12 protein-coding genes and 7 pseudogenes are annotated in these 17998 nt (G+C 59.2%); 5 read left to right on the top strand and 14 right to left on the bottom strand.

Annotated elements, in window-relative coordinates; translation table 11 throughout:
- Window positions 1-26: 26 nt before the first annotated feature.
- The 4 genes and pseudogenes from M1D34_RS31320 to M1D34_RS31335 form a co-directional block, all read right to left on the bottom strand.
- Window positions 27-221 (bottom strand): annotated as a pseudogene (locus tag M1D34_RS31320) (calcium-binding protein); the annotation flags it as partial.
- A 328-nt stretch (window positions 222-549) separates the two neighbouring features.
- Entirely contained in the window at window positions 550-714 is a 165-nt protein-coding gene (locus tag M1D34_RS31325; RefSeq protein ID WP_498786499.1) for a hypothetical protein, read from the bottom strand.
- A gap of 89 nt (window positions 715-803) precedes the next feature.
- Window positions 804-860, bottom strand: a pseudogene (locus M1D34_RS31330) (hypothetical protein); the annotation flags it as partial.
- Window positions 861-1011: 151 nt separating this feature from the next.
- A complete protein-coding gene (locus M1D34_RS31335; RefSeq protein WP_498786501.1) occupies window positions 1012-1656 on the bottom strand; it encodes a hypothetical protein in 645 nt (214 codons plus the stop codon).
- A gap of 388 nt (window positions 1657-2044) precedes the next feature.
- On the opposite strand from M1D34_RS31335, the pseudogene M1D34_RS31340 reads away from it, so the two are divergent.
- Window positions 2045-2633 (top strand): annotated as a pseudogene (locus tag M1D34_RS31340) (SOS response-associated peptidase family protein).
- Window positions 2634-2696: 63 nt separating this feature from the next.
- Here M1D34_RS31340 and M1D34_RS31345 read toward each other — a convergent pair.
- The gene (locus M1D34_RS31345; protein ID WP_127509547.1) at window positions 2697-3122 is read right to left on the bottom strand and encodes a VOC family protein; all 426 of its coding nucleotides are present in this window, start codon (window positions 3120-3122) and stop codon (window positions 2697-2699) included.
- Window positions 3123-3611: 489 nt separating this feature from the next.
- Entirely contained in the window at window positions 3612-3890 is a 279-nt protein-coding gene (locus M1D34_RS31350; protein WP_127509541.1) for a Y4lK-related protein, read from the bottom strand.
- A 183-nt stretch (window positions 3891-4073) separates the two neighbouring features.
- Between M1D34_RS31350 and ligD the strand changes: the two are divergent.
- Window positions 4074-5904 (top strand): annotated as a pseudogene (ligD, locus tag M1D34_RS31355) (DNA ligase D).
- Between the two features lie 363 nt (window positions 5905-6267).
- Here ligD and M1D34_RS31360 read toward each other — a convergent pair.
- A pseudogene (locus M1D34_RS31360) lies at window positions 6268-6387 on the bottom strand (transposase domain-containing protein); the annotation flags it as partial.
- 124 nt (window positions 6388-6511) lie between these two features.
- Between M1D34_RS31360 and M1D34_RS31365 the strand changes: the two are divergent.
- The 3 genes from M1D34_RS31365 to M1D34_RS31375 are packed head-to-tail and all read left to right on the top strand — an operon-like array spanning window position 6512 to window position 9671.
- Window positions 6512-7753, top strand: a complete 1242-nt coding sequence (locus M1D34_RS31365; protein ID WP_498786503.1) for a site-specific integrase — start codon at window positions 6512-6514, stop codon at window positions 7751-7753.
- Complete coding sequence (locus M1D34_RS31370; RefSeq protein WP_498786505.1) at window positions 7750-8673, top strand: tyrosine-type recombinase/integrase; 924 nt, start codon at window positions 7750-7752, stop codon at window positions 8671-8673. Before M1D34_RS31365 ends, M1D34_RS31370 begins: the two co-directional genes overlap by 4 nt.
- Window positions 8670-9671 carry a tyrosine-type recombinase/integrase gene (locus tag M1D34_RS31375; protein ID WP_498786633.1) on the top strand — a complete coding sequence of 334 codons (1002 nt, stop codon included), beginning with the start codon at window positions 8670-8672 and terminating at the stop codon, window positions 9669-9671. Before M1D34_RS31370 ends, M1D34_RS31375 begins: the two co-directional genes overlap by 4 nt.
- Before the next feature lie 140 nt (window positions 9672-9811).
- On the opposite strand, the pseudogene tnpC reads toward M1D34_RS31375, so the two are convergent.
- The 7 genes and pseudogenes from tnpC to M1D34_RS31410 form a co-directional block, all read right to left on the bottom strand.
- A pseudogene (gene tnpC / locus M1D34_RS31380) lies at window positions 9812-11290 on the bottom strand (IS66 family transposase); the annotation flags it as partial.
- 74 nt (window positions 11291-11364) lie between these two features.
- Window positions 11365-11709, bottom strand: coding sequence for an IS66 family insertion sequence element accessory protein TnpB (gene tnpB, locus M1D34_RS31385; protein ID WP_113515211.1), 345 nt, complete (start codon window positions 11707-11709; stop codon window positions 11365-11367).
- Entirely contained in the window at window positions 11706-12053 is a 348-nt protein-coding gene (locus tag M1D34_RS31390; RefSeq protein ID WP_498786507.1) for a transposase, read from the bottom strand. Before M1D34_RS31390 ends, tnpB begins: the two co-directional genes overlap by 4 nt.
- Before the next feature lie 435 nt (window positions 12054-12488).
- Window positions 12489-15176 (bottom strand): B12-binding domain-containing radical SAM protein, encoded by a 2688-nt coding sequence (locus tag M1D34_RS31395; RefSeq protein ID WP_498786509.1) that lies wholly within the window; start codon window positions 15174-15176, stop codon window positions 12489-12491.
- A 32-nt stretch (window positions 15177-15208) separates the two neighbouring features.
- The gene (locus M1D34_RS31400; RefSeq protein WP_498786511.1) at window positions 15209-15463 is read right to left on the bottom strand and encodes a hypothetical protein; all 255 of its coding nucleotides are present in this window, start codon (window positions 15461-15463) and stop codon (window positions 15209-15211) included.
- 23 nt (window positions 15464-15486) lie between these two features.
- On the bottom strand, window positions 15487-16761 hold the full coding sequence (locus M1D34_RS31405) for a JmjC domain-containing protein (RefSeq protein ID WP_498786513.1): 1275 nt from the start codon (window positions 16759-16761) through the stop codon (window positions 15487-15489).
- Window positions 16762-17027: 266 nt separating this feature from the next.
- Window positions 17028-17958: pseudogene (locus M1D34_RS31410) on the bottom strand (IS3 family transposase); the annotation flags it as partial.
- Window positions 17959-17998: the final 40 nt, after the last annotated feature.

A 17998-nucleotide genomic window follows, 5' to 3' on the forward strand; every position in this document is an offset into this window, starting at 1 on the left:
TGCAGATAATCGGCTCCCTCCTGGCCTGACAGCCGGTCCCTGCCCGTATGTCCGGACAAGTGATCGTCACCCGAGCCGCCGCTCAGATCGTCGGCTCCAGCTTCGCCCCGCAGATCGTCGGAGCCGGCGCCGCCAAGCAGGCGGTCGTCGCCAAAATCGCCGGACAGGAAGTCGTCGCCGTCGCCGCCGAGCAGGCGGTCGTTGTCATCGCCACCGAACAGGCGGTCGTTCTCCGGCCCGTCCCTTCCAGGAGATCGTCACCGAAAAAGGCTGAGAGCTGATCAGCGCCGTCGGCGCCACGCAGCGTATCGTCAAGATCGCCAAATCTCCCGCTCGACACGGTGAAGCTTCTCGATGTCGGTCCATGTCAAGCCCGGTCGAGATCGATCCACGCGTCGCGTCGAAATCGACAGGACCAAGCAGATGGGACACTTCGAACGCGAGGTGATCGTTGCCTTCCCCGCCGTCGACACTGCCCGAGCTCCCGCTCCGATCCGGTCATCCCCTGTGCCGCCGTCGACGCTGTCCGAGCCCCACGCCCGGATCTGGTCATTCCCGCGCCGCCGCCTGATCGTTGCCGGACCGCTGCCGGAGAAACGCGAAATCCGGTCGTCGCCATCGCCGCCGTCGATGGACGTCGCGACCGTCGAAGCTTTCCATGATGTCTTTGCCCGATCCGCCAAAAGAGGCGATCGTCTCCTGGCCGCCGTCCATTCTGTCATCGCCGGCGCCGCCCTCGAGATATCATTGCCGGCTCCCGCCTTGACATTGTCATCCCCGTCGCCGCCCGCCGGACATCGTGCGGCTCCGCTCCCGCCGGACAGGCCGTCATTCCCCGCCCCGCCGAAGAGGCGGTCATTGCGGCATCGCCGCTCAGGCCGTCATTGCCGTCTCCGCCCGACAAAAACGTCATTGTCCAGGCCGCCGTTCAGGTTGTCGTCGCCGTCTCCGCCTCGATTCGATCGTCACCCGCACCGGTATTGGCGATGGAGATGTCGAGTCCGCCGGCGATCACCGTATCGTCGCCGCTTCCGGTCCAGACACGGCCGTCTCGAGATTGCGCAGGACCGTGCCGGTCGATGCACTGCCCGCGGCGAAGTCGATGGTGACGCCATCCACGTCTTCGGAATTGTCGATTGTCACCAATTCCCGTCCCGCGCGCCCATCGATCACGGCCGAAGACAGCGTCGTCGTGATCGCGTCCGACCCGTCGCCGGTGACGATGACATCGTCGCGCGTACTGCCGTAGACGATGTCATTTCCACTGCCGGTGAGCAGCTCAAGGCGCTCGATATCCCGGAAGAAGACATGCTGGGCCGTCGAGGGATCGCGGCCGATCATGGCGTGACCCTGCGGACCGTTGAAGATCACGTCCTCCGTCGCCAAGGAGGCATTGACGGCGAGGGTATCGTGGCCAGCGCCGCCGGTGACCGCGCCGCCCGTCCGGGCCAGGATCAACCGGTCGTCGCCGTCGCCACCGTCGAGGCGGTCATAGCCGCTTGTGCTCCTGACGACGTCGTCTCCCGCACCGGCATCGACAAGATCATCTCCGCCACCGCCATCGATGTCGTCATTGCCGGCAAGACCCCAGATGCGATCCGTCTCGTCCGTCCCGCGCAGCGTATCGCCCCCGCCCGTCCCCACGATCTTCGTCATGAAACCGCTCCTCAGCTGAGACACGAGGCGTCCGGATAGATAAGCCGACACCTAATAGTTGATCACCGGAATATAGCACCCTTCCTTGCAAGTTTCCAATGAGACAATATTTCGATTAGTCTGATATTACCTTCAAATATCATCTAAATTTGAAACAAATTAACTGGCGGAAAAAGCACTCTTCCACTAAAGAAGCAGCCACACTTCAGAGTCGCTCCGGAGTTCGGGAAATCGACCTGTATCCCTCGCCTTGAAACGATCCGAACCGCCAGCCCTGTCATCTGCATTCAGGATCACTGGAAATTCCGGCTTTTGATCTTCCGCGTATCGATATGATGAGTCGCATTGGAAAACGGTCGCATAGAACCAGACCTGAGACGGAGGAAGCATGTGCAATGATTATCGGCTGATGGTGGATGTCGCCTCGATCGTCGAGGACTTCGCCGACCTCAAGATCGAGATCCGTTTCGGCGAAGGCGCGCCGAATCTTGAACCGCGGGAAGACATCAAGATCACCGATGTCGGCCCCATCGTCCGGACGATCGATGGATCCGCGATGAGGCCGAGCTCGTGCAGCGGCGCTGGAGCTGGCCTGGGCCGAACAAGCGGCCGGTCTATAATTTCCGATCGGAGGGTCGCGAGTTCACTTCCAATCGCTGCCTGATCGTCGCCGACGGCTTTTACGAGTTCACCGATCCGAAGGACCCGAAGAAGAAGCGCAAGGACAAGTGGCTATTCACCAAGAAGGACGAGCCAATCTTCTGCATTGCCGGCATCTGGCGCGAAACGCCGGGGTAGGTCAAGCCTTCACTATGCTGACAATGGAGCCGGGGCCGGACATCGCTCCATACCACGACCGACAGATCGTCATCCTGGAGCGGAACGCCTGGGCCGACTGGCTGGATCTGACCGTTTCTGCCAAGTCGCTCATCAAACCGTTACCGGCAGGCACTTTAGCCGTCGATCAAGTGGGTTAACGGCAAACAATCGGCAGTGTCGCTCTTTGCGGAACCCTCAGCGTCACGTAAGCTCGGCTCAAGTCAATCGCCCTCCGGCAAATTGGCCGGATTCCACACGACCTCCCACAGGTGACCATCGGGATCGGTGAAGTAGCCCGCATATCCCCCATAAAATGTCTCTTGGGCGGGCTTCACGATGGCCGCGCCCGCTTCGCGTGCCTGTTCCATGACGTCATCCACCTCGCTTCGTTGCGAGACGTTGTGGCCGATCGAGAACGATGTACTGCTGGCGGGCGCTTTCGTCAGGCCGCTATCGTGAGCCAGATCGGCCTGATTCCAGATCGCAAGTTTGACACCGTTCGAAAGATCAAAGAACGCGACGGCGCCATGCTCGAATTCGCGGCCCACGATCCCTGGGGTCTGCAGTCCGAGTCCGTCACGATAAAAAGCGAGAGACCGTTCCAGATCTGCGATACCAAGCGTCAGTACGGAAATCCGGGGCTTCATGAGCAATCCTCCCGTTAAATCGTGCACTGGCCCACCCAGTTTCGCGCTGTCTTTGCGTCCACCAGCATTGTCGCAGAAGCGCAGACCGTGAGCAGACCGACTATCACCAAGAGTTGTTTTTTTCTAGGGCCTTGGAGCCGCCAAAGACGTGCCCACTCTCGAGCGAAAGTGGCAAGTACCGCACTTTCGAAATGGAGGCCGAGTGAGGCGCCCGACATCGCCCGAAGGAAATCCGCGACGCGCTTGTCGATGCCGGTGATGTGACCCGGATGTCGAAGATTATGCTTGATCGGACGAAGCGAGAAGCGTTTACCTTGCCGATGTTTTGAAGGGGCGGACCGGAATCGCGGGATCAGACCTTCCTCTCTGATCAAACGGCAGATAGCGTCTCTGGGTAGCTGCATCTCTTGGCTACGTCCCCGCCTCCAACGAAGGCAACAGGATGCGGGATTGCCCCGCGATAGTGGCGGGGCTTTTCTGCTAGCCTTCCTACTCAGACCCATCCGCGCCGAGGTCGACATGCCGACCAATCGAGCGAAGGTAAGCAACGATTTCCAACTTGAGGAAATCACGATCGCCGTAAATATCCTCGATTTTCTTCAGCCTGCGCTTTGTTTTCTCATAATCACCCGGCGACAGGTCTGCGTCTCCAACCACGTATTTGTCGTGACCGACGGCGCAGATGTTACAGCCGATTTTGATCACCTCCTCGACGAAGGCAGGGATATCGCTCGCCTTCATCAGCTTTTGCTTGGTACTCTGCGCCATGTAGACTAGTCCGTTGGGGTCGACCGGCCGCAGCCAGCGCTGTCGTTTCGTCGACAACTACGCAAGGCCCACCCACTAAACTCGCTCAAGTGCGAAACCGTTGCATCCGTCGGAACGAAGCAGTCTCGGGAACGTTCTCGGGTGTAAGGATTGAACGCTCGGTTCAGAACATGGAGGCATGTCTTGAATCGGCGTGCCAAGAAACCGCGGCCACAAGCCGCCAACAAGCGGCCTCTCAGCGTCGTCTGGCCAATATGGCGCGAAGAAGGCCACCCGCCCCGCCTTCATTGAGCCTTGTCATCCAACGCTGAAGAAACGACCGCCCGACGGTCCAGAATGGTTGCATGAAATCAAGTTTGATGGGTATCGGGCGCAGCTACACATCCACAAGAGCGAGATCACCGTCTACTCGCGAACCGGGCTTGACTGGACGAAGGAGTTCAAAACCGATCGCAACGGCTGCGGAGGCAACTCGCGGGTCACGACGTGATCATGGATGGCGAGGCCACCGTCTTCGGCAAGACCGGCCTTCCCGACTTTCAAGCACTTCGGCGCGAGCTCGCGAAACCCGCATCGCCTCACCTGACGTTTCAGGCGTTCGACCTGCTCTATTTGGACGGATACGACCTCAGACGCATGCCCCTGGTCGAGCGCAAGCGCGTGCTGCGCGAGCTCATAGGAGACCGCGGTGGCGCCATCGCCTATGTCGACCATCTCGACATCCATGAAGGAGCGGAGGTCTATGAGCACGCCTGCATAATGGGTCCTGGAAGGAATCGTGTCCAAGCGCAAGGACGCGCCATACCGATCGGGACGGCAGGAAATTTGGACAAAGACGAAGTGCACGAAGCGCGCGGCATTTCCCATCATCGCCTTCGTCGAAAAGCTTGGTGCGCATCCTCGCCGGATCGCTTCGCTCTATCTCGGGCGTTCGGAGGGCGCCCGCCTTGTCTATGCCGGCAAGGCTCAAACAGGCTACACGCTTGCGGCCGCGCGCGAGGTGCGGGAGCGGCTCAATCCGCTGATCATCGGCAAGAGCCCCCTCTCCCATCCGATCAACAAGCCAAAGGCGACGTGGGTCGAGCCACGGGTCTACGCTGAGGTCGACTACAGCGGCGTGACCGATGACGGCCTGTTGCGCGAGCCGGTCTTCAAGGGCCTGCAGAAAACCTCCAGGGATGCGCCGAAAAAGTTAGCGAGCGTCACCCCGACCTCCGGCCCGGTTCCCCGCGAAAACATTTTGCAGTTACTGCCGGACGCGGTTGTGCCCTCGAAAGAGGAGCTTGCGGCCTATTGGACGCGCGTGGCCGATCGCGCCCTTCATTTCCTCGGCGGCCGTCCGCTGAAGCTCGTGCGGCACCTCCATGGCACCACCTTCTACCACAAGGGACCCTTGCCGCCGATCCCGCCAGAGGTCCATCAGCTCCGCATTGAGAAACGCGAGGGCGGCGAAGGTGTGCGGCTCTGGGTCGATGATCTCGCCGGTTTGCTGGGCCTTGTCGAAATCGGCGCGGTCGAACTGCATCCCTGGGCGGCGACGGTCGACGATATCGAGCACGCCGACACGCTGATATTCGACCTGGATCCCGGCGAAGGCGTGGCGTGGGAGTTCGTCGTCGAGACCGCGTTGCGGCTACGAGAGCTTCTTCAGGCGGAGGGCCTTCAGAACTGGCCGAAGCTCACCGGCGGCAAAGGCGTTCATCTGATGGCCCCTCTTCCGGAAAAGATGGCCCACAATGCTGTGCACGCGTATGCCAAACGGCTGGCGCAGCAGTTCGCCAGCAGCGATCCCGACCGCTACCTCACGTCGGCACAGCTTTCGCACCGGCCGGGCAAACTTTTCCTCGATTACCTGAGGAATGGCCGCGGCACCACCGCCGTCGGCACCTATTCGCCCAGAGCTCGTCCGGGCTTTCCCGTCGCGGCACCTGCGACCTGGGAAGAAATCGAGCGCAGGATAAAGCCGGACGCATTCACAATGACCCGTCCACCTAGACGACGTCGCGGCATGTGAACTCAACCCGAAAATTCCTGATTAGGTCGCAGGTTTCACTTGATACATTATGCGATCTTAGAAGCACATAACGGGAACATCCTCGCAACACGCCGTGTACCGGGCTCGTGAAGAACGGCTCCCATCGACCCCAAAGCGGACGCCGGCGACAAGCCTAGGGAAGTTCCCAAGTCGGCCCAAAGCACGTGTAATCGGGCGGTCCCACGAGGGGCAAGCTCCCGGTACAGTCCCGGTGCAAACGAGATGTTCCTTGTCCTCCCGAGACCACAGCCGGCGGAAGGCTCGATAGCGCTTGACCTCAAGACGCCGAATAGAGAAGTTCCAGAACTAAGCGCAGACATGTAAGCGACAAGCCTAGGCCGTTCAGCCGGCGTAGTTCCACGGCATGAGCGCGTCGATTTCTGAACTCGGCCAGCCATTAGCAATGCGCTCGAGGGTCTGAGTGACCCAGGCCAGCGGATCGACGTTGTTCATCTTCGCCGTTTATGCCGACCGGCGAACTATGCCGATTAATCAAGTTTTTGCCAACGTTTCCGGCACCATAGCGGTCGCCTGGTCGGCATAGCTTAGGGTCCCTCCGTCGCAATTGACGCGAAGGAGAGGACACATGAACGCAAGTGACTATTTGAATCGCAGCGCCCTATACCGGAAGCTGGTCTACGGTCCGCATCGGGAGTTTGCGGGCGTTTACGCCGCCAAAATGTCGAACGAAGGTTTGGGTCGGCAATGCACGTGGCGCTCGCTGAGGCTGTTTCGAGACCTGATGGACTGGCATGTTGGCAATGGACATGCTCCGCAGGATTTGAGCGAAGTTTATGTCGATCGTTTTCTTGAGCATCGTTTCAAACACTGGAGTCCCGACACGGGCGACCGATCGGCACTCAGACGCTTGCTTTCAGCGCTACGGGAGGAGGGCTTAATACCAGCTGCGCTTCCGGTTGAGCGCACTGAGCACGAGAAGATCGTCGATGTATTTGGGGCATATCTCTCGAATGAGAGAGGGCTCGCCGCCTCGACGGTGGGGAGCCACAAGCTCCTGTCACTTCGATTTCTGCGGGAGGTCTGTCCTGCCGGCGCGAATGGGTTTGCAGCGCTCACCCCGGAGATTGTCATCGGGTATGTCGAACGACATGCGCTCGATGGCTCCGCCGACAGCGGCAAGGCAATGTGCGGAGTCGTGCGTGCCTTTCTGCGCTACTTGCATTTGAAGGGCTTCATTTTAACGGCGTTGGCTGATTGCGTGCCGTCCATCCGACGCTGGCGACTTGCCGGCCTTCCAACATTCCTGCCGCCCGAGAAGGTGCAGAAGGTTCTCGATGCCTGTGACCGGACCACGGCAATGGGTCATCGGGACTATGCGGTTCTGATGCTCCTGGCCAAGCTCGGCTTGCGCGCCAGCGAAGTTGCTACCCTCAATCTTGACGATATCGACTGGCAGTCGGGCACGATTCTCGTACACGGAAAGGGACGGCGGCAAGCGAATATGCCGCTGCGTCACGACGTCGGAACAGCTATCGTGGCTTATATCCGGCATGGGCGCCCTGCTTCGGCGTGTCGGCGCGTTTTCTTGCGAACGCTTGCGCCGCACGTGGGTTTTGCCTCCGGTTGCGCCATCACGATGATCGCGAAGCAAGCACTCGAACGGGCAGGCATTGACGGCTATGCACATCATGGCGCCCATCTTTTCCGCCACAGCCTCGCGACCGACCTTTTGCGGTCGGGCGCTAGCTTTGCCGAGATCGGCCAACTGCTCCGCCATCGAAGCATCGACAGTACAAGAATCTATGCCAAGCTCGATGTTGAGAAGCTGCGTGAACTGAGCCTACCCTGGCCGGGAGGGGTCCAATGAGCCGGCTTCGCACCGCGCTTGAGCGCTATGTCGGCATGCGCCAAGGGCTGGGATACAAATACACGGGCCCTGCGCGACGGTTGTCGTCATTCATCACCTTCATGGAAGCCCGCGGCGCCGATACCATCACGACGGACCTGGCAATGGAGTGGGTGACGTCGATGGGCCGACAGCCAAGTTGGTCCATCCGCCTGGCTGATGTGCGCTGCTTTGCCCAGCACCTCAGCCATTTCGATCCTCTGACGGAAGTGCCACCAAGCGACGCAGTGCCGCCGGCACGGCGGACAAAGCCTTACATCTATAGCGACATCGAGATTCGAGCGCTTCTGGCGGCAGCACTGTCGCTGCCGCCAGCCAACGCCCTCCGCCGCTGGACGTATCACTGCCTGTTCGGACTGATAGCGGTCGCCGGACTGCGCCATTCCGAAGCGCTCGGCCTGTTCCGGGCCGACGTCGATCTCGACCAGGGCGTCCTCACTATCCGAGGGACAAAGTTCGGCAAGTCGCGGCTGGTGCCGCTGCATACCACGACAATCGCTGTCCTTTCAGACTATGCTGCCCGACGCGATGCACACCTCGGTACACCGCGCAGTCCCTATTTCTTCGTCGCCGAACAGGGCGGCAGATTGCTGCATCAATACGTGCACCGCGTGTTCTGGCGACTATCCCGGCAAATCGGATTACGGCAGGAGGGGGATCGCGATGGTCCTCGGGTTCACGATCTTCGCCACCGTTTCGCCGTCCAGACCCTGATCAACTGGCATCGCGCTGGCGAAGATGTGGGACGCGAGCTGCCGGTACTCTCGACCTTCCTCGGCCATGCCAATGTTCGCGACACCTACTGGTACCTGTCCGCTGCGCCTGAGCTGATGAACCATGCCGCACGGCGACTGGATAAGCGGTGGGAGGTTCGCTCATGAGACGCACGAACGACCTGGCCGTGCTGATCGAGCGGTGGTTCACAGATCGGCTCATGAAGCATCGAGGTGTAAGCTCCAACACCATTGCCTCCTATCGCGACACTTTCAGGCTCCTGTTTGCGTTCGCACAGGCGCGCCTTGGGAGGTCCCCATCTCAATTGACCCTGCGGGATTTGGACGCTCCGTTCATCGGCGCATTCCTGGAAGACCTTGAGACCCAGAGAGCGGCCTCGGTGAGGACCCGGAATCTCCGCCTCACAGCCATTCGATCTTTCTTCCGATATGCGGCGTTCGAGGAGCCGGCACATAGCGCCCACATTCAGCGTGTGCTCGCGATCCCCAGCAAGCGATGCGACAAGCGGCAGCTTCAGTTCCTAACCAGGCCCGAGATTGAATCGATCCTGGACTGCACGGATCGAAGCACGTGGCTGGGACGCCGCGATTACACTCTGCTATTGCTGGCCGTGCAAACGGGGCTGCGGGTCTCGGAGATCACCGACCTCGACCGAGACTCGGTAATGCTCGGCCGCGGTGCGCATGTGCAATGCGTCGGTAAGGGCCGCAAAGAGCGAAGTACGCCGCTCACAAAGGCCGCACAGCAAGCCCTCCGGCGTTGGCTCAAGGAACCAGGGAAGCGAGGCGCAACGGCTCTCTTTCCGAATATGCACGGTAGCAGGCTCAGCGCTGACGGCGTGCAGGCGCTGCTGAACAAATATGTCGCCAAAGCACGCCAGCACTGCGTCTCCCTTCGCTCAAAGCGGGTGTCGCCTCATGTCTTGCGGCACTCCGCTGCCATGGAGTTGCTGCAGGCGGGCGTCGACTGCTCGGTCATTGCCCTGTGGTTGGGCCACGAGGCGATGGAAACGACGCTGACCTATCTTCATGCGCATCTCGAACTGAAGGAATCTGCACTCGCAAAGCTGAAGCCGTACGAACGCGCCAAGGCCGAGCGATTTCGACCAAGCGACCGGCTTCTGGAATTCCTGAATGCTCTCTGAGCACGAGAACTATGCCGAGTGCCAACCAACGGCTCCCCGCCGAACTGGCCGGGAACGCACGGTGTGCCGCCAACATCAGAAGAGGCGTTCGGCATAGTTCGCCGGTCGGCATAAACCGCGTTATGCCGCGCGCGGCATAATGCCGTCTGCAGCAGCGTCGCAATGGTCGCCCAGGTCCTTCCGCCGCCGTCGCTGCCAGCGAAGAGCGAGTTCTTTCGCGTTATGGCCTGGGGCCGGATTGCTCGCTCGACGATGTTGGAGTCGAGCTCGATGCGGCCGTCGGTCAGGAAGCGTTCGAAGATGGCGCGACGCGAGATCGCATAACGGAGCGCCTCAGCCAGTTTCGATTTGCCGGAGACCCGCGGCAGAGTCTTCTGCCAGAGAGCGAAGAGCTCGGCGACAACCGCCGCACAGGCCTCCTGGCGCGCCGCGACACGAGCATCGGGGCTTTGCCCGCGGACGGTCTCCTCTATCTGCCAGAGCGTCGCCATCCGCTCGACCGTCTCCGTTGCGACCTTTGAGCTTTCCGCGACATGCAGTTCATAGAACTTGCGCCGGCTGTGCGATCAGCAGCCTGCCAGCAGAACGCCGTCATTGCCGCGATCGGAGCGGACCAGCTTGTTGTAGGCGGCATAACCGTCCACCTGCAGAATGCCGCGATAGCCGTTCAGATGACGGGCGACGCATTCGCCGGCTCGACTATCCTCGAAGCGATAGGCCACCATCGGCGGACCGCTGCCCCCGAATGTTCGGTCATCCCTTGCGTAGGCCCAAAGCCATGCTGTCTTCGTCGATCCGGAACCGGGAGCGAGCGTCGGCAAGGTGGTTTCGTCAGCGAAGATCCGTTCGGCCTTCTTGATTTCATCGAAGAGGTAGTCGGCGAGGATCTCCAGCTCGAAGCCGAGCTTGCCCATCCATTGCGCCATCAGCTTGCGATCGAGCTCGACCTTGTCGCGGGCGTAGATCGCTTCCTGCCGGTAGAGCGGCAGGCCATCGGCATATTTGGAGACGGCGATCTGCGCCAGAAGTGCTTCCGTCGGAATGCCGCCCTCAATGATGTGTGCCGGCGCCGGTGCCTGGACGACGCCGTCCTCATTTTTGAAGGCATACTTCGGCCGACGGGTGACGATGACGCGGAACTTCGCCGGCATGACATCCAGCCGCTCCGAGATGTCCTCGCCGATCAGCACCTTCTGCTTGCCGGCATGCTCCGGCAACTCCTCCGGCTCGATGACGACTTCGACCCGCTCCAGATGGGGTGCGAAGCCCTTGCGTGGCCGCGGCGGACGTTTGCCATCCGGACGCTCGCGGCCCTTGCTGACCTGCGCCCGGATCGCAGCGATGCCGGTCTCGATCTCCTCGAAGACAAAGGCCTGCTGCTCATCGTCGGTGCTTGCGGAGCCGAGCTTCTCCGACCGGCGGCCGAAGCGGGCGCGATCGAAGGCCTTCAGGATCTGCGTCAGCCGCTCGATGCGCTCATCGGCATCGGCGTTTCGTGCCTTGAGATCAGCGACCTCGTTCTCCAGGGCATCGGCCCGCGCCGCCTTTTCGGCCATGGCAAGCACCATGGCTTTCAGCGCTTCAACGTCGTCTGGAAGGTTGAGATCGGGCGGCGTCATCGGTTCGACCAGAGCACAATTTGCTCCGGTTTTCTTGCCCTTTCAGGCCACTGATTCACTTCGCCGCAGGGCTTTTACCCAACAATCTCTGGCGGCTTGACCGGCACGGCTCGAACCCGCTTCCAGTCCATGCCATCGATGAGCGCCAGAAGCTGAGCATGGTTGAGCTGGACCCGGCTGTGGCCGATGCGGGGCCAGCAGAACTGCGATTTTTCCAACCGCTTGGCGTAAAGGCAGACCCCGGAGCCGTCCCACCAGACGATCTTGATCCTGTCCGCCCGTTTGGCCCGGAAGACGTATAGCGCACCGTTGAACGGATCACTGCCGGCGTCACGCACCAGCGACAACAAGCTATCCGGGCCCTTACGGAAATCGACCGGATGACTGGCGAGGAACACCTTCACGCCGGAGGGGATCATGCCGACCGCACCGCCCGGATCACCCGCTGCAAGTGCGCCTCACTGACGTCAGCGCGAGCACGCACGGTCACGTCGCCGATGACAACCTCGATCACCGCTTCGCCATCATACGCCGCGACTACCTCACAACGCGCCGGTTCCGTGGAAACCTTCCGAGCGTCTAAGACCGCACGACGCCAGCCAAAGAGCTGCGACGGGTGAATGCTGAGCCGATGCGCGATCGCCGAAACGCTCGCGCCTGGCTCCAATGCCTCCGCCACCGCACGTGCCTTGAACTCATCCGACCAGCGTCGGCGAAGCTGCCGCGGCGCACCCTCAAGGCGGTCGGCAACAGCTTCGATCATATGGAAGGTTCTAGTTCCAGAACTAGGCGCAGACATAGAAGCTCACAGCAGTTCATTGTGGCCGCTACCAATATCCGACCGCTCACCCCCTCCGCCAGACGGGGTCTGCTTGCCGCTTACGCAGACATAGAAGCTCACAGCAGCTCATCGTGTCCGCTACCGATATCCGACCGCTCACCCCCTCCGCCAGACGGGGTCTGCTTGCCGCTTACTATCTTTTGGAGGACAGCAGCGGTGCTCTCGTCATCGACAACGGAGTCTGACCCTTCGCTCAGGTGAATGACGATCGGCCACCTGCGGTGCTCACCGGACGGTTACGATGCACCGATGCACCTACTCCCAGATCGATATAGATGAACGTGCCCTCACCGCCCAACTCCGTCATCGTTAGTGCGATTCAGCCTGCCTCGGACGAAAAATTGGCGGGGAATTCCGTCACCCGTTCAACTCGGGTGATGCGGTAGGCAATATCGGGCCGATGTCCCTCGCCAGCGAAGGGGCAGAAATCGATGCCGGGCTTAAGATCTTGCGGATCTCATTGGATGAGCGATTGCGTGATGTTGGTCCACCGGCTGTTTGGCGCGCCTCTCGGACTAGCGCGCGAAGAGGCTGATATGCCTCCGTGGGCAGTTGAGCGACGAACTGGTGCCTCTGGCTGTAGATGAAAGCGATCCCATCGTTGGCGCCGTCCCCGAGCAGTACACAGGTGCTGAGGGGAATAGACCCCCTCGACGTTTCAATCGAACCCTCTTGCAAGAGACGAAGAGACGTTATGATCAACTCGTCTCGTCGAGAGTCGAGAAATTGGCCGTCGAGCAGCCCTCGCGCTAAGATAAGACCGTCGAACAAACTCGTTAGAGCTGGACGGGTACGCTGAACGTGGCAATACTCATCTACAGTTAGCGGATGAGGAAAGAGGCACTGAGAACACGATGCCCTTGCGGAGCATGTACTGCAGCCGCGCTTGAGCCGCTCAGTCTCAAACATGGCAGTCGCGCGCGAGCGTAGAACTTGCAGCTTCTCTCCAACGCGTCCAATCGGTCCGCCGTTTAAGCACGGCTGTATCGACTTCGTTGCAGAAACCAAGAGGCGATTCAGTTTCGTCGCGGGACATGTCCCGCTGCACCACCGGCAACTATCTTGGAATGCAACTCTCGAATTAATGAGACCGCGATCTATTGAAAACTCAGCCTCCGTTCCCTGCGGCGCTAAATCGAGAACGGTGGATAACTCTTCCATGTCATCGATTGAGAAAATCACGGCTTCCTTGGCGTCAGTCTCTGCGTCATGATCATGGAGTACACCCGGCGTACCAGGAGGCATAACTTTTAGAACGCGTGTGTTGTACGCCGGTGCGGTTGCGCTGAACTCATTCACGCGAAATGCGCGCTTCGCGTTCGCCGCCTCGGTCTCTCGTAGCGCATTCAGTTCGGGAATTGGTACACCTGCTAAGTTGAAAAGCACTTGAACGTTTCGCTTTCTCTCCACCTGACGATGAATAAGCCACACGCTCATATATAAAGGCATAGTATCTGCCAGCCACTCGGCTGTTTCCTCATCTGCCGCAATCTCAGCGATACCAAGAACTGGTCCACTCTCCTCTAAAGGTGCTGCGACATCATCGTCGGGAAGTCGCCCGCTCCCGCCGCGCCCGAAACTTCTTGGACGTGGCGCCGAAATGGGAAGATGACCGACACCAGTGAGCAGCAGGGTCGCCTGCCGCAGCTCAAACCCGGTCATCGCAAGCCAAGCACGGTCATTCTTCAGAATTCGTAGCTGATGAACATCATACGGTAACGTCGTAACGGCTGGAAGAACACGATCAATCGGGTACTCAACTGAGATACCCCAGTCAGCGTAAGTCGCGGCGAGCTCTGTACCATCACCCACTCCAAGAAAATTATGAGCATAGGTGTCCACTTGGAGCTCTTCTACAAACTGCAAAGTTGCTAAACCTTCGGCCTCACTCTCATCCGGAGCGCCTAAGATAACGCTAACTGTAGTGCGTATCCCGCTCTCCCGGGATTGTCTCACAGCCCACGCGATCCGCTCAAGAAAGGCGCTCTCCTTTGCATAGGAGTCGCGCTGCCACCCCGATGAGCGAACTTTCTTCATAGCAGCCAGAACTTTAGGCGAGCCGCTTTCCAGGCCGAAATTGATCTCTACGAAGCCAGCCGCCCTTAACAGCCTGAAGCTCTCATCATTCATCGGCTCCGTTCTCATCTCTGCCCAAAATGAGAGGTTTCCGTAGCGCCGGTCCTTCATTCGCCTTAGCAGTTCGTGAAAGCGCTTGCCTTGCAGCGAGAAGTTGTCGTCGTTGATGGTAACTAAGGTTCGGCCTGGCCCTGTCAACTCGCTATTGAGGAAGTCAAACACGCGTAGTTGGTACTCGAGAGAATGAGTGGCAAACGATCGTCCCGACATTGCCGAAAAATTGCAGAAGGTACACGCAAAGGTGCAGCCGCGGGACGTGATCAGACCCACATCGCTCACGCGTTTCGGAGGAATGAAGCCGCCCACGTATGGATCAGGATAAGCATCAAGAGCTCCGCCAGTTTCCTTGAACGCACTTTCGTCCGAAGGAGCATCGACCAAGGTGGAAGCTGCGCTGACCGGCCGGACCGGCATAGGGCGGTCCCTGTTTCGAATGACTTGCCCGCCCGCTCGATAGCTTATCCCTTGGATAGACTGAAGATCGATCTCGCCCTGGCGCCAGCGAACGAGATCCAAGCAACTCTCCTCGGCATAGGAGCGAGCACAAACGTCGATAACATCGCAGTCTTGCATGATTAGCTGATCGGAGAATGTTGCGCTTGGGCCTCCGACTACGATCGGCACCTCTGGCCCCTGCCTCTTGATCTCCCGCGCAAGGATTCGAACAAGGTGATAATTTACATCATAACAACTGAACCCGACCATAAGCGGTTGAGTGAGCAGGACAGCCTTGGCTACTTCGGCTACCGAATGGGACCCATCAGACAAGAACTGGATGGTGGGGATGTTATAAAGGGCCAAGTATGCGCGAATGTACCCGGCCCCGAGGTGAAAGTCGAAACCATCGAAAAGGCGACCATTCAAAACACTGGGGAAGATGAAGGTGAAAGCTGGGTCGCGCTGCTCCACTTTGGGTCTCCAGCTCTGAGGCCGTCAGTAGCTCAAGATCCGATGCCGGGAACTAGGCCGTTCTCGTAGGCCGCGCCATTCGACAGCGTCTTGAGATCTTCCTCTTTCAATTCTATCGACTCCAGATCTTTCCCCGTTTCGGCTTTCACGATCCGTCGCTGCTCATCTGAGAGGATAAGTGTCACCCTGGGTGAGCCGGTGAGCGCCACCTTTTCGGTCAGCTTGTGGCCGACCGCCTCCTCGATCTTCCTCCGTTGGTCGCTTGTTAACGTAAGTCGTTGAGCCATTTGTCTTTCCTCTTCTAAGTTGTCTACGTGTTTGAGGCTGCGACGGAGCTCTCTTGGAGCAGTCCCTGTCGGACAAGCGATCTTACTAGCACTAGCTTGGCGTCATCGCTCAGCTTAGGTAACTCGGACACCTGGAATGCGGTCCTCCTTCTACCGATGAATCGAATAATCGGTTCGAGTATCGCGGGTGCTTCGACCCGGTTCGGTAGGATGCTCTCGTCCCGGATTACTCCGAGGCCTGGGAAGTTGAACTGCAAAGTGCCCTCTATGATCGCCGCTGAGATCACAGCTCCCGGCGTCCTTTGCACCCAATCGTCCAGCCGCAAACGTTCAGCGAGTTCCGCCCTGAAAAGCTGGCGACCCGGCAGCGCACGCAAGCTGCCGGCAAATCTTAGCCGCTGCCGTGCAAGCAGCGCTTCAATGGTCAGCTCAGCGCCAAGCAGATTCGCTAGTCTCTCCACCAAACTTGCAACTCTTGTATCAGAGATGTCCAAACTTTCTCGAAGCGAGCCATTCTGCTCGGCCGCGAGTTCGACACATGTGCTGATAATGTCCGCTAGCTTTGGAGGATGTAATCCGATCGACAAGTGCAGAGAATGGCTTTCGTCCGTGTGTGCAGCGTGAACAAGACCTCGCGGTATATAGAGGAGGTCGCCAGGTTTCAGAGTTATGCTATCGCTCGGTTCACCTATTTCCTCATGTGAAATAGGATAAAACTGCCTCTTGATTGGTAGGTGTGGCGAATTAGCATTTTTAAACAGGCGATAATGTTTTGTCCCTTCGACTTGCAGAATCAGCACGTCATGCGTGTCGAAGTGTACGCGAAATGCCCTCGCCTGCTGTGGCGTAAGATACGCACTTGCGGAAACGCGTGAGGAGAAAAGTTCTTCAAGCTCGCGTACGAATGATGCTAATGGGAGGTGGAAATCCTCCAAATTATTGATGATAATGCTGGCCCCAGTACTATAGGCATCAAACGCCCACTTGGAAAAATCCAGCGGGCTGCTGCTTCGCGGCGCAGCTATTTCTGTGCCGTTGTTGTGGAGGCGTACGAAGCTGGGGATTCGGCTTTCCTGCTGCCAGAGCACTATCTCTGCCGCTTCCCGAGAGAAAATGTGGGTGAAGTAGTTGTTGGTACGACCGCAGACGTGAAGAAAGGTCTTTTCGTAGACGTCTTCAAAAAAACCCGTGAGGGATATCGGAGCGAGAAGATACTCAAGCGCGGCAGAGCAGGAATCTTCGGCAGAGCCGGTCTCGGACAGACCGTCTTCCGCGACAGAACCACCCGCGTCTGTCATGGCATCCGTCATTGGGATGACCCCAAGTTGGCCCTCTAGCGTAAAAGTAGCAGGTCCGAGGCAGCGCGTCCACCAGGTTTTGCCTCGGTTAGACCGACAGGGCCGGAAACAGTTCGACGACGCCGTTCAGTAAACGAATAGGTTTTCTGTAGCGACCGCTCCGATCATCTGTAACGAGCTATACGACATCGCTGAGTTTTATTCTACTTTGCGGACCGACCTAGCTCGTGCACACAGCGATATCGCCGCTGACCTTGCCTCAAGTTTTAGCCAGTTTTGAGTTCGCTCCAGCGGTTTTTGGTTTCGGTGTTTGCGGCGGTAGCGGCGGATTGCGGTGCGGAGCCATTTCGGCTGCGCAGCACCGCATCACGTCGCGGGTTGATGGTCTGAGCGAACTCGGCAGGTGTCAGCCAGCCGAGGCCAGAGTGTGGTCGGTGATCGTTGTAATCGCTGCCCCAGTTTGAAAGCGCTGATCGGGCATGAGGCAGTAACGAGAAGAGGGTTTCATTCAAGAACTCGTCTCGCAGCCGCCCATTGAAGCTTTCGATGAAGGCGTTCTGGATCGGTTTGCCCGGCGCGATATAGTGCCAATCCACCTTGGTCCGATCCGTCCAGTGCAGGATCGCATTGCTGGTGAACTCGCTGCCGTGGTCACTGACGATCATCTTCGGCTCGCCACGCTGCTCGATGATCCAGTCAAGCTCACGGGTAACACGCAGGCCGGAAAGCGATGTATGGGCGACGAGTGCCAGGCATTCCCTCGTGCAATCATCAACGACTGTCAGAATCCGGAACCTGCGTCCATCGGTCAATTGATCCGACACGAAGTCCCGCGACCAACGATCATTGGCTGCCATCGGGATCAGCATCGGTGCGCGTGTGCCGATCGCTCGCTTGCGACCACCACGTTTGCGCACTGCCAGCTTCTCCTCCCGATAGAGAGCCGGAAGAGCCGTTTGTGATTCACAAGGTGACCCTCACGCCTGAGCAGCACGTGAAGACGCCGACATCCGAAGCGGCGGCGTTCATGCGCCAGCGCTTTCATCCGTTCGCGAAGGTCATGATCGCCGCCGCGCCTGCTTTCATAACGGATTGTCATCCGGCAAAAGCCGATGGCTTACACGCCCGCCGTTCGCTCATCTGGTGGTGATCCATCAGATGAGCGACAGCGTTCCGCCTTGCTGCGGGCGTCACCACTAATAGGGATGGTCCGCCCCGTCCTCCTCGCTCATCATGA

The organism is Ensifer sp. D2-11, assembly GCF_054161295.1.